Annotated in this window: 13 protein-coding genes and 1 other annotated feature; of the genes, 4 read left to right on the forward strand and 9 right to left on the reverse strand. The window is 54.7% G+C overall.

The window, feature by feature from the left end:
* Positions 1–100 precede the first annotated feature (100 nt).
* From thrC to ACRDCA_RS19920, 5 genes are all read right to left on the reverse strand, one after another.
* On the reverse strand, positions 101–1,390 hold the full coding sequence (gene thrC, locus ACRDCA_RS19900; protein ID WP_438691095.1) for a threonine synthase: 1,290 nt from the start codon (positions 1,388–1,390) through the stop codon (positions 101–103).
* Between the two features lie 3 nt (positions 1,391–1,393).
* Complete coding sequence (gene thrB / locus ACRDCA_RS19905; RefSeq protein ID WP_025120434.1) at positions 1,394–2,323, reverse strand: homoserine kinase; 930 nt, start codon at positions 2,321–2,323, stop codon at positions 1,394–1,396.
* Between the two features lies 1 nt (position 2,324).
* Positions 2,325–4,784, reverse strand: a complete 2,460-nt coding sequence (gene thrA, locus ACRDCA_RS19910; protein WP_438691096.1) for a bifunctional aspartate kinase/homoserine dehydrogenase I — start codon at positions 4,782–4,784, stop codon at positions 2,325–2,327.
* 25 nt (positions 4,785–4,809) lie between these two features.
* Positions 4,810–4,928, reverse strand: a sequence feature (Thr leader region).
* Positions 4,867–4,953 carry a thr operon leader peptide gene (gene thrL / locus ACRDCA_RS19915; RefSeq protein WP_071532847.1) on the reverse strand — a complete coding sequence of 29 codons (87 nt, stop codon included), beginning with the start codon at positions 4,951–4,953 and terminating at the stop codon, positions 4,867–4,869. (Overlaps the previous feature by 62 nt.)
* 195 nt (positions 4,954–5,148) lie before the next feature.
* Positions 5,149–5,835: a tRNA/rRNA methyltransferase gene (locus tag ACRDCA_RS19920; RefSeq protein ID WP_438691097.1), complete on the reverse strand. Its 687-nt coding sequence runs from the start codon at positions 5,833–5,835 to the stop codon at positions 5,149–5,151.
* Between the two features lie 634 nt (positions 5,836–6,469).
* Here ACRDCA_RS19920 and arcA point away from each other — a divergent pair.
* Positions 6,470–7,186, forward strand: a complete 717-nt coding sequence (arcA, locus tag ACRDCA_RS19925; RefSeq protein WP_024483588.1) for a two-component system response regulator ArcA — start codon at positions 6,470–6,472, stop codon at positions 7,184–7,186.
* A gap of 59 nt (positions 7,187–7,245) precedes the next feature.
* On the opposite strand, the gene creA is transcribed toward arcA, so the two are convergent.
* A complete protein-coding gene (creA, locus tag ACRDCA_RS19930; protein ID WP_438691098.1) occupies positions 7,246–7,725 on the reverse strand; it encodes a protein CreA in 480 nt (159 codons plus the stop codon).
* A gap of 343 nt (positions 7,726–8,068) precedes the next feature.
* Here creA and robA point away from each other — a divergent pair, with 343 nt between their 5' ends.
* The gene (gene robA / locus ACRDCA_RS19935) at positions 8,069–8,938 is read left to right on the forward strand and encodes an MDR efflux pump AcrAB transcriptional activator RobA (RefSeq protein ID WP_438691099.1); all 870 of its coding nucleotides are present in this window, start codon (positions 8,069–8,071) and stop codon (positions 8,936–8,938) included.
* Here robA and gpmB read toward each other — a convergent pair.
* Positions 8,935–9,582, reverse strand: coding sequence for a 2,3-diphosphoglycerate-dependent phosphoglycerate mutase GpmB (gene gpmB, locus ACRDCA_RS19940; protein WP_438691100.1), 648 nt, complete (start codon positions 9,580–9,582; stop codon positions 8,935–8,937). The genes robA and gpmB overlap by 4 nt on opposite strands.
* Before the next feature lie 127 nt (positions 9,583–9,709).
* On the opposite strand from gpmB, the gene yjjX reads away from it, so the two are divergent.
* The gene (yjjX, locus tag ACRDCA_RS19945) at positions 9,710–10,255 is read left to right on the forward strand and encodes an inosine/xanthosine triphosphatase (RefSeq protein ID WP_438691101.1); all 546 of its coding nucleotides are present in this window, start codon (positions 9,710–9,712) and stop codon (positions 10,253–10,255) included.
* 20 nt (positions 10,256–10,275) lie between these two features.
* Here yjjX and trpR read toward each other — a convergent pair whose 3' ends face one another.
* Positions 10,276–10,596, reverse strand: coding sequence for a trp operon repressor (trpR, locus tag ACRDCA_RS19950; RefSeq protein ID WP_029987425.1), 321 nt, complete (start codon positions 10,594–10,596; stop codon positions 10,276–10,278).
* 235 nt (positions 10,597–10,831) lie between these two features.
* Positions 10,832–12,751 carry a murein transglycosylase gene (gene sltY, locus ACRDCA_RS19955; protein WP_438691144.1) on the reverse strand — a complete coding sequence of 640 codons (1,920 nt, stop codon included), beginning with the start codon at positions 12,749–12,751 and terminating at the stop codon, positions 10,832–10,834.
* A 654-nt stretch (positions 12,752–13,405) separates the two neighbouring features.
* On the opposite strand from sltY, the gene ACRDCA_RS19960 reads away from it, so the two are divergent.
* The gene (locus ACRDCA_RS19960) at positions 13,406–16,135 is read left to right on the forward strand and encodes a cation-transporting P-type ATPase (protein ID WP_438691102.1); all 2,730 of its coding nucleotides are present in this window, start codon (positions 13,406–13,408) and stop codon (positions 16,133–16,135) included.
* The last annotated feature ends 57 nt before the right edge of the window (positions 16,136–16,192 follow it).

A 16,192-nucleotide genomic window follows, 5' to 3' on the forward strand; every position in this document is an offset into this window, starting at 1 on the left:
ATTGCAAAAATCTACCTAAACACCGTACCTCACCACAACTCCGTCCAGCTCCCTCTCCTTTTTTGGGGAGAGGGTTGGGGTGAGGGGTGTCCTATGAATATCAGACAGGCAAGGTCATCATGAATTGACGCAGTGCCGCAAAGTCCGCAGGCATGTTATGCGATAACAGCGGCAACTTGGCACGTACCGCCAATGCCTGTGGCAGCGCAAGCTCCTGGCCGAGGATCTCTTCGACGCTTTCCTTGAACTTGGCCGGATGCGCCGTGCCCAGGAACAGACCAAACTCCCCTTCTTGCAATTGATCGCGCAGCACGCGGTAGGCGATCGCCGCATGAGGCTCAGAAAGGTAGCCCAAAGCCGCCAACGCTTTCATGGTTTCCTTGGTGGTTTCATCACTTACCGCACCATGAGCCAACTCTTTCAACTGCCAGATTTTACGGCGGAACAGCTCTTCCACACGCGGCCAGTTGTTAGGCTGGCTGACGTCCATCGCGTTGGACAACGTCGCTACGGTGGTGTTTGGCTGCCATTCGCCGGTAGTCAGGAAACGTGGCACGGTGTCATTGGCGTTGGTAGCGGCAATAAAGCGCTTCACCGGTAGCCCCAGGGATTTTGCCAGCAAGCCGGCGGTCAAATCACCAAAGTTGCCACTAGGTACGGAAACCACCAGCTGATTGCGGGCTTCCTGTGGCAGCTGCGCCACCGCTTCAAAGTAATAGCAGATCTGCGCCAGCAGGCGACTGATATTGATCGAGTTGGCCGAGTTCAGGTGCACCGCCTCTTTCAGCTCCTGATCGTCAAACGCCTGTTTGACCAACGCCTGGCAGGCATCAAAGTCGCCATCGATCGCGATGGTGTGGATGTTGCCACCCAGCGTGCAGAACAGCTTTTCCTGCAACGAACTGATTTTGCCCTGTGGATAGAGGATCACCACGCGCACGTTTTTCAGGCCATAGAAGGCATGAGCCACGGCGGCACCGGTATCACCAGAAGTCGCCGTCAGGATGGTCACCGGCTGATCGCCAGCCACTTCGGCCAGCATCTGGGCCATAAAACGACCGCCAAAGTCTTTGAACGCCAGCGTCGGGCCGTGGAACAGTTCCAGGCAGGCGACATCACTCTCCACCTGAGCAACCGGGGCCGGGAACTCAAAGGCAGCCTTCACGCGCTTGTACAGCGCCTCTTCACCGATCTCATCGCCAATAAAAGCGGACAGGATCTTGCTGCTACGGGTGACAAAATCCATTTCCAGCAGCTTATCAATTTCGGTCAGTTCGAACTCTGGCAGTTCCAGCGGGAAAAACAGCCCTTGCTGCTTGCCCAGGCCCTGTTTGATAGCCTGCGCGAAGCTGACCTGTTCGTTATGATCTTTCAGATTGTACAGTTTCATGCGTTATCCCAATAGTCGAGCGCCGGCGGTATCCAGGCGGCAAATATGAACAAAACCTTCGTCGTTTTGCAGGTAATGGTGGGTGAGCCAATCGGCCATGCGTTGCGCCGTTGCGCCGTCATCACAGACTGCAAACAGCGTCGGGCCGGAGCCGGAGATGCCGCAGGCCAAGGCACCGATATCCTGTGAGGCTTTACGCGCTTCGGCAAAGCCCGGCAGCAGGCGGGTGCGATAAGGTTCAGCAATCACATCCTGCATCAGCTTGGCCGCCAGACGCGGTTGCTGAGTGTGGCAAGCGTGAATAAAGCCCGCCAGATAGCGGCCATGGCTGATACAGTCCTGGCGGCGATATTGCGCAGGCAGAATGGCACGCGCCTCTGCGGTGGAGACTTTGATGCCCGGATAGGCCATCACCCACAGCCAGTCTTTAAAGCCAGGCACTTCCTGGCAGATGTTTCCTTCTTCTTCCAGCATCAACTGCAAGCCGCCCAGATAGCACGGCGCAACGTTGTCGTAATGCACGCTGCCGGAAATACGCCCTTCCAGTTCCCCCATCAGGGCCAGCAGTTGCATCTCGTTGAGCGGGCGATCGCAGAACTCGTTCATCGCCATCAGGCCAGCGACCACCGAGCAAGCGCTGGAGCCTAGCCCGGAACCGATGGGCATATTCTTCTCCAATCGCATCGCTACTGGAACTTCACGGCCAATTTCCTGGCAGAAACGCTCCCAACACTGATAAACAATATTGTGTTTAGGATTGGTCGGCAGCTTGCTGACAAAGCGCCCGCTATTTTCCAGGCTGAAGCGGCTAGCCGCTTCCACGCTGACGCAATCGCCCAGCAGCGTGCCGTCGACAGGGGAAACCGCAGCTCCCAGCACATCGAACCCGACGCTGACGTTACCAATTGAGGCCGGTGCATACACCTTAACCATATTAGACTCCCAACTTCCATGACAGTGTGCGCAACAGATCGGCAAATACCCCGGCCGCCGTCACATCATTACCGGCGCCATAGCCGCGCAGCACCAGCGGCAATGGCTGATAGTAGCGGCTGTAGAAGGCCAGAGCGTTCTCACCGTTCTTCACTTTATACAATGGATCGTTGCCATCTACCGCATCAATACGTACCAGACAGCGGCCTTCTTCGATGGCCCCCACATAACGCAGCACCTTGCCTTCTGCGGCAGCGGCGGCCACACGGCGGTTGAATTCGGCATCCAGCTCCGGCAGGCGGGCAATAAAGTTCTCAACATCACCACTGGCATCAAACGACGCCGGTAACACCGATTCGACTTCAATATCGCTCAGTTCAAGCGCATAGCCCGCTTCACGCGCCAGGATCAGCAGTTTGCGAGCAACGTCCATCCCCGAAAGATCGTCACGCGGGTCTGGCTCGGTATAGCCGAGGGCCTTAGCCTGCAAGGTGGCTGCCGACAGTGACATCCCCTCATCCAGCTTACCGAAGATAAAGGACAGCGATCCCGACAGAATGCCGGTGAAGCGCACCAGCTCATCACCCGCATTGAGCAGGTTCTGCAGGTTTTCGATCACCGGCAGGCCCGCGCCCACGTTGGTGTCATACAGGAATTTGCGGCGAGAACCGGCTGCGGCGGTACGCAGTTGCTGGTAATAATTCATCGACGAGGTGTTGGCTTTCTTGTTCGGCGTCACCACGTGGAAACCGTCGGCCAGGAAATCGGCATACTGATCGGCTACCGCCTGGCTGGACGTACAGTCGACAATCACCGGATTGAGCAAGTGGCACTCTTTCACCAGGCGGATCAGGCGGCCCAGATTGAACGGCTCTTTGGCTTCGGCCAACTCGTCCCGCCAGCTTTCCAGCGAGATACCGTGCACGTTGGTCAGCATCGCCCGTGAATTGGCAATGCCGCAGATGCGCAGATCGATATGCTTTTGCTTCAGCCAAGGCTGCTGGCGATAAACCTGTTCGATCAGTGCCCCACCGACGCCGCCGACGCCAATCACAAACACTTCAATCACCTGATCGGTGTTGAACAGCATCTGATGGCTGACGCGTACCCCGGTGGTCGCGGAATCATTATCGACTACCACGGAGATTGAACGCTCCGAAGAGCCTTGCGCGATCGCCACGATATTGATGTTGGCACGCGCCAGAGCAGAGAAGAAGCGCGCAGAGATGCCGCGTAGGGTGCGCATACCGTCACCGACCACCGAGATGATGGCCAGGCGCTCCATCACGTCCAGCGGCTCCAGCACGCCGTCTTTCAGTTCCAGGTAGAACTCGTCTTCCAGGGCGCGACGGGCGCGTTGCAGCTCACTCTGTGGCACACAGAAGCTGATGCTGTATTCGGAAGAGGACTGGGTGATCAACACCACCGAGATCCCCGCACGTGACATCACGGCAAACACCCGCGCCGCCATACCGACCATGCCTTTCATGCCCGGGCCGGAAACGTTGATCATCGCCATGTTGTTCAGGTTGGTGATGCCCTTGACCGGCGTATCATCGGCCACGCTTTCGCCACCGATCAAAGTGCCGGGAGCTTGTGGGTTGGCGGTGTTTTTAATCAGGCAAGGGATTTGGAACTGGGCAATCGGGGTGATGGTACGCGGGTGGAGAACTTTGGCGCCGAAGTAAGAAAGCTCCATCGCCTCTCGGTAGGACATCGATTTTAACAGTCGAGCATCCGGCACGGTACGCGGATCGCAGGTATAAACCCCGTCCACATCGGTCCAGATCTCGCAGCAGTCGGCACGCAGGCAAGCGGCCAGCACCGCGGCGGAGTAATCGGAACCGTTGCGCCCCAATACCACCAGTTCCCCTTTGTCGTTACCCGCAGTAAAGCCCGCCATCAAGATGATATGGTCGGTAGGAATGCGCGCGGCGGCGATACGCAGGGTGGACTCGGCAATGTCTACGGTCGATTCCAGATAATGGCCCTGAGCCAGCAGTTTCTCTACCGGGTTAATCACCGTCACCGGGTAGCCTTTGGCTTTGAACACGCCTTCCATGATGGCAATAGAGAGCTTTTCACCCCGGCAGATGATGGCCGCATTGACGCTATCCGGGCACTGCCCCAACAACGCCACGCCATGCAGTACCTGTTTGAGCTGAGCAAACTCCTGCTCGACCAGCGCCTTCAGGCGATCGTACTCGAAGCCTGGCAATGATTGAGCCAGACCGCTGAGCAGTTCGGCAAAGATGCGCTCGGCGTCGCTCATGGTTGGCAGAATATCCTGCCCGGCGACAGTTTTATCAATCATCGCCACCAGATGATTGGTGATCTTGGCCGGTGCGGACAATACCGTGGCGACCTGTCCCTGGCGTGCATTGTTCTCCACGATATCGGCAACGCGCAGAAAACGTTCCGCATTCGCTACCGAAGTTCCACCAAATTTAAGCACTCGCATTTCTGTTCTCTCCTGAATATATGCCGAAAAAAAAGCCCGCACTGGTTAGGTGCGGGCTTTTTTCTTCTGTTTCCTGTACGCGTCAGCCCGCCCCGTTACCTGTGGTATCGGTGGTGGTAATAATTGTCGTATTCAGGCTGATGTTTCGCATGTTGTCTGTCTGTCTCATTAGAATCGCTGTCCCCTCTATTGGTTAAAGCAATCGCCTGGCCAAGTCAAATTATTTCTTTATTTTGCCTATTTACTGGCCACAGCGGGATCTGCGCGATGAAGCCGATAAAAAAACAAAATAACAGAACAAAAAATCACTAAAAAGCCAAAATAATAGTGGATAACACCAGATGAACGACAGGAAACACCTACATCATGGGGTCAATTTTTTTTCAATATCATGCAGCAAGGTGTGCAGCATGACGGTATCACGCTGCTGTAAGACTCCCAGGCGCTGGTGTAACCAATCGCGCAATTTTTGGTCATTCGCCACGTCCAGCACTTGTAACAGGCGATCTGCCCGCTGGCGCAACGCTTTAAGCTGTCCGCTATCGGCAAGGGGTTCCTGCGGTGCGCTGATGTTCATTAGCTGCGCCAACTGATAGCAATACACCATCACCGCCTGGCCGAGGTTCAGCGAAGGATAATCGGCCACCATCGGCACGCCGGTCAACAGATCGGCCAACTCCAGCTCTTCATTGGTCAGGCCCGAGTCTTCACGGCCAAACACCAGCGCGGCCTGGTGTACCCATTGCTGGCGTTCCACCAGTTGGTCCGTCAGCTGCTGAGGGGTGCAATAGTAATGGAAGCGTGCACGACTGCGGGCGGTGGTCGCCACGGTAAAATCCACGTCTGCCAACGCCTGTTGCAGAGTGGGAAACGTCTGCACCGCATCAAGAATATCGCCAGCACCATGGGCGACCCAGCGAGCGGCGGGCTGTAGATGAGCCTCGCTGTCGACAATGCGCAACGAAGTGAACCCCATGGTTTTCATCGCCCGCGCTGCTGCGCCAACATTTTCCGCCCGTGCGGGCGCGACTAACACGATATGAAGCTGCATCAAGACTCCAGAAAAATAATGATAATAGTTCTTTGACTGTTGGGAATTGTCTGATTATATTTACAAACGATTAACATCGTAACGACTCACCTGCTATAATATTATTAAACAGACCTTTCAACCAACAAACCAGACGAAACCTACATAATTACAAGTTAAGTTTTAATTTTCTATCAAAACAAAACGTTGTATTTCAACTCAACACAGTTAACCGTCAATTGTAATACTTCAGCCCCGACAAAGCTGAATCGTTCACAGAATTTGACGATCTGTGACATAAGCTGGCATTTCTGTAAGTGTTTTTCACAAAACTGTTAACGTGCTACAATTGAATTTGATATATGTCAACAAAGCGTAGTTTTGTTAGGTGATGAATTCGGCACACACTGTTATATTGCTGTTAATAGGGTTAGGATATGCGCCGTTTTGGCATCATTCGGGGTGGTAAAAAATAGCCCCCCCACCCAGCTAGCGATCTTGTTGACATTGATGGAAGCGCATCAAGAACGAGTTTACGTACTGTAGTCGTTTGGTAATTGAGGGAACGTGAGCGGTATCTCTGCCCTCCAGGGAAGAACACCATGACTGCTGTACTTCCTATTTTCTATTTTGTTGGCAATTTTAGGTAGCAAATATGCAGACCCCGCACATTCTGATTGTCGAAGACGAGTTAGTCACTCGTAACACCCTGAAGAGCATTTTCGAGGCGGAAGGCTACATTGTTCATGAAGCCAATGATGGTGCAGAAATGCACAACATCCTGTCCGAAAATGATATCAATCTGGTTATCATGGATATCAACCTGCCAGGCAAGAACGGCCTGCTGCTGGCGCGTGAGCTACGCGAACAAGCCAGCGTCGCGCTGATGTTCCTGACCGGTCGTGATAACGAAGTCGATAAAATCCTCGGCCTGGAAATCGGCGCCGATGACTATATCACCAAACCATTTAACCCACGCGAACTGACTATCCGTGCGCGCAACCTGCTGTCACGCACCATGAATCTGGGCAGCGTCGGCGAAGAGCGCAAGCTGGTTGAGAGCTACAAGTTCAACGGTTGGGAACTGGACATCAACAGCCGTTCTCTGATTGGCCCTGCTGGCGAGCAGTACAAGCTGCCACGCAGCGAATTCCGTGCCATGCTGCACTTCTGTGAAAACCCGGGCAAGATCCAGTCCCGTGGCGAACTGCTGAAGAAAATGACTGGCCGTGAACTGAAGCCGCATGACCGTACCGTAGACGTGACCATCCGCCGTATTCGTAAGCACTTCGAATCCACGCCGGACACGCCGGAAATCATTGCCACCATTCATGGTGAAGGTTACCGCTTCTGCGGCGATCTGGAAGAATAAGCCTTTATTGCGTCATACATTAAAAGGGTCCAGCTTGCTGGACCCTTTTTGTTGGTCTGTTATCTGGCCTCACCCCAAGGGATGATCGGCACCGCACTCAGGGCATTTTTCGGCGAACCATCCACCACCCGATCGGAATAGCTCAGGTAGATCAGCGCATTGCGATTAGCATCATAAAAACGCACCACCTGCAGCTTTTTGAATACCAATGAGGTGCGCTTCTGGAACACCACGGTCCCCTCAGCCTTACCCTTTTTAATCTTGTCGCTCAGCTCAATCGGCCCAACCTGCTGACAAGAAATGGCGGCATCCGAGGTATCCTCTGCCAGCCCTAAACCACCTTTTATCCCACCGGTTTTCGCCCGGCTGATATAACAAGTTACATTTTTCACATCGGGATCGTCGAACGCTTCCACCACGATTTTATGATCCGGACCAAACAGTTTGAATACCGTATCGACCGATCCCACCTGTTCCGCCTGCGCGCTATTAACCGTTGCGCAAACCAGGCCAAACAAAAATATCCATCCTTTTTTCATTCACTTAACTCCAAGAGAACAGCATGTTAAAAAACAGGGCTGCTAATAAGAACGCCGATACTTCAGGTCACAGAAGTGGTTTTTTCCAGGCCCAGACTGCTCTTTTTAGCACAGAGATCGAAAAAAATCTTTGAGAGTCGCGGAGGAAAAAAGTTGCTATTATGCGGCATCGTCATCGCTTGATGCCTGTTAACACAAGTTTCCCCCCGCCTTCTCGCAACGCATATCGTGCAAGCGCCGTAGGTAATGCAACTGATTGATCACTAAGTCAGTGGGCATCAGGTATCAGCATGACAAATCAAACAGTTCAGGTGCCGAACCTGAAGCTCTACGAGGAAGTTCTATGGATCAAGCCGGTATCATTCGTGATCTGCTTAGCTGGCTGGAAAGCCATTTGGACCAACCTTTGTCACTGGATAACGTGGCGGCAAAAGCGGGTTACTCTAAATGGCATCTGCAACGGATGTTTAAGGATATCACTGGAAACGCCATCGGGGCTTATATTCGGGCAAGAAGATTGTCCAAAGCTGCGGTCGCGTTGCGCCTCACCAGTCGGCCTATTCTGGATATTGCCTTGCAGTATCGTTTCGACTCACAGCAGACCTTCACTCGCGCATTCAAAAAACAGTTTGCGCAAACCCCGGCGCTGTATCGCCGTTCGGAAGACTGGAACGCCTTTGGCATGTGCCCGCCAATACGTCTGGGCGCCTTTACGCTGCCACATCCAGAGTTTGTCACGCTGCCGGAGCTACAGCTGATCGGCCTGACGCAGAGCTACTCCTGCACGTTAGAGCAAATCTCCAACTTCCGCTCCGAGCTGCGTACCCAGTTCTGGCAGCAGTATCTGGGGCAGGTGGAAACCCTGCCACCGGTGCTATACGGCCTGCACCACTCGCGGCCAAGCCAGGAAAAGGACGACGAGCAGGAAGTGCTGTATACCACGGCTCTGGAAGCGCAACACGTGCCGACCAGGGTAGTGGAAGGCCAGCCTATTACGCTGCAGAGCGGTGAATATGCCATGTTCAGCTACCAGGGGCCCGCGTCCGGCCTGCAGGACTTTATCCTGATACTGTACGGCACCTGCTTGCCGGCACTGGAGTTGACCCGTCGCAAAGGGCACGATATTGAGCGCTTCTATCCGCAAGGTGACCGGCGTCCGCCTCAGCCACCTACCGAGATCCGCTGCGACTATCTGATCCCGATCCGTCGTTAGCGCTGTAGTTCATCCAACGCGGGCATGTCCAGATGCGAGATATCGCCCGCGCTTTCTACAATCCAGCCAGGGGCCAACCAAGGGCTTTGCTGATAGTCGACGCGCGACAGCGAACAGTTGCGCAAACGCAGACGGCGCTCGGCATAGGCCGGCAACCCTAACACCGTGCCGATCAGACACCCTAGCGCGATGCCGTGGCTGACAATCAGCGGTTTGCTGCCTTCCGGCAGTTTCAGGCAGTCGGTCAGCGCGGCATGCATCCGCGTGGCCAATTCCGTCATAGATTCACCTTGAGGGATACGGCCGTCAGCAGTACCATCGACCATCTGTTTACGCCACAGTTCTTCCTGTGGTACCAGGCTGTCGATCAAACGTTCTTCCAGAACGCCCATGTGCAGCTCACGCAGTCTGGCATCAACCATAACGTCGCAACCGCAAGCATCCGCAATGATTTGTGCGGTCTGACGGGTGCGGCCCAGATCGCTGGAAATGACGTGCGTAATGCCCTCGCGGCTAACGCGCTTGCCAACCAGATGTGCCTGGTGAACGCCAGTGGCGGTTAATGGGCTATCGGACTGGCCCTGGATGCGGCGTGCCGCGTTCCATTCCGTTTCGCCGTGGCGAACGAGGTATACCTGTAACATTATGCTTTTCCGTTATACTGCGTGAAACTTGAGTTTATCTGTGGCTCGTGCCTTGCACCACGCATAACTTGCCGCCATCAAAAATCATGGCAAGACACAGCCCCACTTTAAGGAAGCTAAAGCCGTTATGTATCATGTTATCGCTGCAACTACCAACCCGGCAAAGATCAAGGCTATTCAACTGGCCTTTGAAGATACCTTTGGTGCTGACCAATGTCGCATTGAATCGGTTGACGTCGCCAGCGGCGTTTCACTGCAACCCATTGGCAATACCGAAACCCGTACCGGCGCACGTCAGCGCGTGATGGAAGCACGGCAGGTTCGGCCAGAAGCCGACTTTTGGGTTGGGGTAGAAGCCGGGATCGAAGAAAATATGACGTTTGCCTGGATGACGATAGAAAACCCACAAACCCGTGGCGAATCGCGTTCCGCCAGCCTGATGCTACCGGAATCAATTTTACAGGGTATTCGCGCTGGCCGCGAGTTGGGCAGTGAAATGGCCTTGATCACCGGCAACAGCGAAGTCAAACGCCAGGGCGGTGCGATCGGCATCTTTACCGATGGCCGCTTGAGCCGCACCAGCGTTTACCATCAGGCGCTGCTGCTGGCATTGGTGCCGTTCCATAATCCGATTTACCGCAGCCACAACAACAGCAATACGCCGCATCAGTAATCAGCCACCGGGGTGATGTTTCACCCCAGTAGTTGCTGCTCCAGCCACTGTTTCAGCGCTGGGGTTGCCATCTTCAGGCTGTTGGAGCCTCTGGTGATGGTCGCGATACCCGCCCCCAGTTCATTTTTCAGCTCGCGCTGGCTCATCTCACCACGCATCAGTTCCTGAATAATCCGCACCCTTGTCCCCAACGCGGTACGCTCATCCGGCGTCAGCAGCAGTTGCATCAACGGTTGGTGCAAATCCTGGTCGAATGAACTCTGTAACAGCTCGACAAAGCGCAGCCAATCTTCGTTGCCTTGTTCTGAAAGAGCGGGATCGTTTAGCGATAATTGCGTCATGCCAGCCACCATACTATTTAACTAGTACAGCAGCATAGCATAGACCCGGTAGCCGTCAAAATACCGGAGCAGCCCCCCTCACCCCAACCCTCTCCCACAGGGAGAGGGAGTTGGAAAAGTGATGAGATTAAGTTTGGCAATTGCAGTGGCAAAGATCCGACGAAGAAGCCAAGTTGTGGCACATTCGGTCCCCTCTCCCTGAGGGCTAGGGTGAGGGGGGTCAATGCACTATTTATCAATAACGCCGTTGCCACTCGGCATCGGTCAGCACTTTCGCTGGCCGATGCATGAAGTAACGATAAAATGCGTCATAAGCCAGCACGTTCTTCACGTACGAGCGGGTTTCCGAGAACGGAATGCTTTCCACAAACGCCACCGCATCCACACGGCCATCGCTATTACCTAACCAGGTATTCACCCGTGATGGGCCAGCGTTATAGGCCGCAGACGAGAGAATGCGGTTACGACCAAACTGCTGATACACCGATTCCAGATAGCTGGTGCCAATGGTGATATTGGTTTGCGGATCAAACAGCTGGCTCGGGCTGGTGTAACCCGGGATGCCAAACAGATCTACCGTGTGTTTAGCGGTACGCGGCATCACCTGCATCAAACCTGCTGCCCCGACCGGCGACTGCGCCTTGGGGTTCCAGGCGCTTTCCTGGCGGGCAATCGCCATGGCATAGCTCGGCGTAATGCCTTTATCTTCGGTAGCGCGGCGGAACTCCTGCGGCCAGGCCATCGGGAAACGTTCTTCAAGATGATCCCACAGCTTGCCAACGATGGTCGCCTGTACGCTCAGATCGGCCCATTTCTGCTCAAAGGCATAGCGGGCCAGCGCTTCCTGCTCAGGACGGCTGCGGCTGGCAACAAATGAGCTCCACTCGCTGCGCGCCAGGTTATCCATATTCCAATACATCAGCTCGCGCACCCGGGCAATTTCTGGGCCACTCACCAGATCGGCGCGCGGTTTTGCCGCCACCGCAACCATCACCGGATAAGCCACCTGCAATTTTTGCGCTGCGACCATCGGGTAGAAGCCGCGTTCGTTCATCAGGCTACGCAGCATCACTTCTCCTTCGCTGCGTTTACCTTCATCAATCAGTTCACTGGCGCGCCAGTAGCGCCATTCGTCCTTGTTGCGCGATTCCTCAGGCAGACGAGCCAGCCAGGTTTTCAGCCCCTGACGATCCCCCACGCCCAACGCCATTCGCACGCGGCGTTCCAGCAAGGCTGGCTGTTGGCTACGCAGGATCACCCGATCGCGCCATTGGGTCTGCTCAAAGGTGGCATCGTTGCCCATCAATCGCCAGGCTACTTCCTCTTCCATCCCCAACTTTTCGCTTTCGCTCATTTTCTGCAAACGGGCCAGCGTTGGGATCATCGCTCGCGCATTTTCTACATCCTGGCGAGCCAACCGGGCGAAGACGATGCTGGTGGCCGAACGGGTAAAGTCCGTGGGGCCTACGCTACGGGCAAAAGACTCCAGCGTGGTAGGATCGTTTTGCAACTTCACCAGGGCATCCCCCATGGTCTGATAGTCGCTTGGCAGTTGGCGATACAGATAATTCACCAGGCTACTATTGCCTTCTTTCAGTGCCAACTTCATGCGTGACAGGGTGTTCAACGGCGTTTGCTTACCAGCAGCCTGCCAGACGCTGAACAGCTTATCGCAGGAGCCCGGCAAGGTTTTACCGCTCATCCAGATATCATCGGCGCCGGCCCAGGCCGCCTGCTGATCGCCGGTAGCCCACTTGGCGTAATAGAAATTACAGCGTGCCGCGACAGGTTTAGGTTCTTGCGGGCTGAAAGCCAGCAGGGTGGTCCAGTCTTGACGGCTCGCCAACTCGTTGACGAAACGGGCAGACAGCGATTTTGCCGGTGGCAACGTAGGATGCAACCGCAAAAACTGCTGAACCTGAGCCGCGCTGGCCGTACCGAGATCCTGCGTCAACTGGCGATATTCCAGATAAGGATACAGAGGATAATCCTCCAGCGTGGGCATCAACTGCGCCACCACATCCATCTGTTTACTGTCCCAAGCCTGCTTGATTTGCAGATAACGCTGGCGTTCACCTTCCAGGGAGTCTGCCAATGTTGCACCAGAAAATGCCGTCAGGCACAGGCCCACAGCCCACAACCGCCATTTGTCCACCTTGACCATACTTACTCTTTCCTCGCTGGGTTAGCTTGCCAGAACCGATCCACCCCGTTGCCGCGCCGCGTCAGCAGCCAACAGGCCAGTGGATCCTGCTCTGCGAGTGTCTCACGCCCCACCGTGGGAAACCACGCCGGGAACAAAACCGTACCGCCGCCATGGGCTGGCATCAGTATTAATCATAGACAGCAAAAACGCGTATCCATTCATTACTTTATAACAAGTTTATCAACGCGGATGAAAACGGCGCAGCCAGGCTGCCGCGCCAGCCCGGAGAGTCAGACGACGTTTTGAAAAACCACGGGATTGTAGGAAATTTTTCATCACACAATAACACCGGTGATCTATAGTTTTCTTAGTAGACGAGAGTATTCCTATACAAAAAATTACATTGCAGAGACGTTAATACAGAAACATTTCCATACGGATTAAAACAATTCCTATTACTTGGCTTTTATTATCTCAGATCAAAAACTCAAGTTTGCGATTATTTACTATCACGCGGCAGATATTTGACCACCCGCTTACTGAAAATTATTAGCATTCACGTCTGTGTGACAGAAAACAATGGAATATCACCCCGGCAAATGGGCTGCCGACACAGATGGGGACTTAGATTCGAACGATTTTGACTTTAAGGAGAGGCACTCAATGCCAACACGTTCCCCCACTGAATACCAAGAGCCGCCCAAGCCGGAAAAAGCCTGGTATCAATATGATATTGAACAAACGCTTGAGCATCTGAACGGCCAGCAACAAGGCCTGAGTGAACAGGAAGCCGCCGAGCGACTGAAGAAGTTTGGCCCCAATGCCCTGCCGGAGCAGGCAGGTAAAAGCGCCTTTATGCGCTTCATTGCCCACTTTAATGATGTGCTGATTTATATTCTGCTGGCCGCAGCCTTCCTCAAAGGCATTATGGGCCACTGGATCGACACCGTGGTTATTCTCTGCGTTGCCGTGATCAATGCCCTTATCGGCTTTGTGCAGGAAAATAGCGCAGAGAAATCGCTGAAAGGCATCAAGAATATGCTTTCCAGTCAGGCGATTGTGGTGCGTGACGGAATTAACCACACGGTGAATGCGGAAGATTTGGTTCCAGGGGATATCGTGTTATTGCGCCCTGGCGATAAAATTCCCGCCGATCTGCGGTTATTGGAATCTCACAACCTACAGGTTGAAGAGGCTATCCTGACCGGTGAATCTACCGTAGTGTCAAAACAGACCGACGCTATCCCTGATGAAGTGATGATTGGCGATCGTACCAACCTGCTGTTCTCCGGTACCACCATCAGCGCCGGGAATGCCAAAGGCGTCGTTATTGCGACCGGCGGCTATACCGAACTCGGCCACATCAGCGAGATGATCTCCACCGTCAAGACCCAGCGCACCCCGTTGCTGCAGCAGATGGATCGCCTGGGTAAAAACATCTTCATCCTAATCCTGGTGATGATGGTGTTGCTGTTCGCCTTTGCCTTCACGATGCGTGATATGCCGCTTGGTGAACTGCTGGTTGCACTGATCAGCCTGGCGGTAGCCTCGGTGCCTGAAGGCCTGCCGGCCATCATTTCGATTATCCTGTCCCTGGGCGTGCAGTCGATGGCACGTAACCGCGCGATTATCCGCAAGCTGCCGACGGTGGAAACCTTGGGTTCCATGACGGTGATCTGCTCGGACAAGACCGGCACGCTGACCATGAATGAAATGACGGCGAAAAACGTCATTATGGCCGATCGTGCCTTCCGTATTGAAGGGGAAAGCTATGAGCCGGTCGGCGGCATTTTCTTTGCCGACAATAACAAACCGGCGCAGGTGCAAGAGATCCCGCCGTTGGCACAATTCATCACCGCAATCACCCTGTGTAACGACAGCCAGGTCAAGCAGGATGAAACTGGCCGTTGGCTGGTCACCGGCAGCCCGACGGAAGGCGCATTGAAAGTGCTGGCGATGAAAGCGGGATTAGCGATAGGTGAAACACGCCAACTGGCTAAAATCCCGTTTGACTCCAGTTACAAATATATGGCGGTACGTAGCCAGGTCGCCGGCAAAAATCAGGTGTTCCTTACCGGTGCGCCGGACGTGTTGTTCTCATTGTGTGAGTTCGAACTGACCGATTCTGGCATCCAGCCCTTCCGCCTCGGCTACTGGGAAGCGGAGATGTCGCGCTTCGCCGAGCAAGGTTTACGCATGGTGGCCGCCGCCAGTAAAACGACGCCAGACGGCGAAGTGGAACTGGATCACGGGGATATCCGCCAGCAGATGGTGTTTATCGGTATCGCCGGCGTGATGGATCCACCCCGTCCTGAAGCGGTCGCCGCCATCGCCGAATGCCAGCAAGCGGGGATCCGCGTGAAGATGATCACCGGCGACCACCAGAAAACGGCCATGGCGATCGGTGCCATGCTGGGAATTGGTAACAGCCAGGACTCCATCACCGGCTCCGAACTGGAGCATATGGATGACCAGGCGCTGGCAGAGGCCGCCGTGCGCTACGATATCTTTGCCCGTACCAGCCCGGAACATAAGCTGCGTCTGGTCAAAGCGTTGCAGGATAAAGGCGGCGTGGTGGGGATGACCGGCGACGGCGTCAACGATGCACCGGCCCTGAAACAGGCTGACGTCGGCATCGCAATGGGGATCAAAGGTACCGAGGTCACTAAGGAAGCCGCCGATATGGTGCTGACCGACGATAACTTCGCCACCATCGCCAGCGCGGTAAAAGAAGGCCGTCGTGTCTACGATAACCTGAAGAAAACCATTCTGTTCGTACTGCCGACCAACCTGGCGCAGGGTCTGCTGATCATCATCGCCATTCTGGCCGGTGCCATGCTGCCGCTGACGCCCATCCAGATCCTGTGGATGAACATGGCAACTTCCACCACCCTCTCCTTTGGCCTGGCCTATGAGCCTGCCGAAAAAGGCTTGATGCACCGCAAACCAAGGGTGCCGGGCAGTAACGTCTTGGATCTGCATGCCATCTGGCGTATTGGCTTCGTGGGCGTGCTGATCGCCATCAGCGCCTTCGCGCTGGAAGCCTGGATGGCACCGCGCGGCTACAGCAGCGAGCTGATCCGCACCGTACTGCTGCAAACCCTGGTCACCGCGCAGTGGGTTTACATGTTCAACTGCCGCACCGCAGACCGCTTCCCACTCAACCGCCAGCTGTTCCTGAACAAGGGCCTGTGGTTGGTCAGTGGCGTGTTGTTACTGCTGCAGATGGCCATCATCTATCTGCCGTTTATGAACTCGCTGTTTGGCACCGCGCCGCTGCCGCTGTTCTACTGGGGCGTAACGCTGATGATCGCCATTGCGCTGTTCCTGATTGTAGAAGTTGAGAAATGGGTGATTAACCGCATAAAAGCGAGCCGTAAAACTCTGGTATAATAGCCGCCGACTAGACAGTTTTTAACTAAAACGCCTGGCAAACCCTGCCGGGCGTTT

It is taken from the genome of Serratia sp. (in: enterobacteria) (genome assembly GCF_051654945.1).
GTDB lineage: Bacteria > Pseudomonadota > Gammaproteobacteria > Enterobacterales > Enterobacteriaceae > Chania.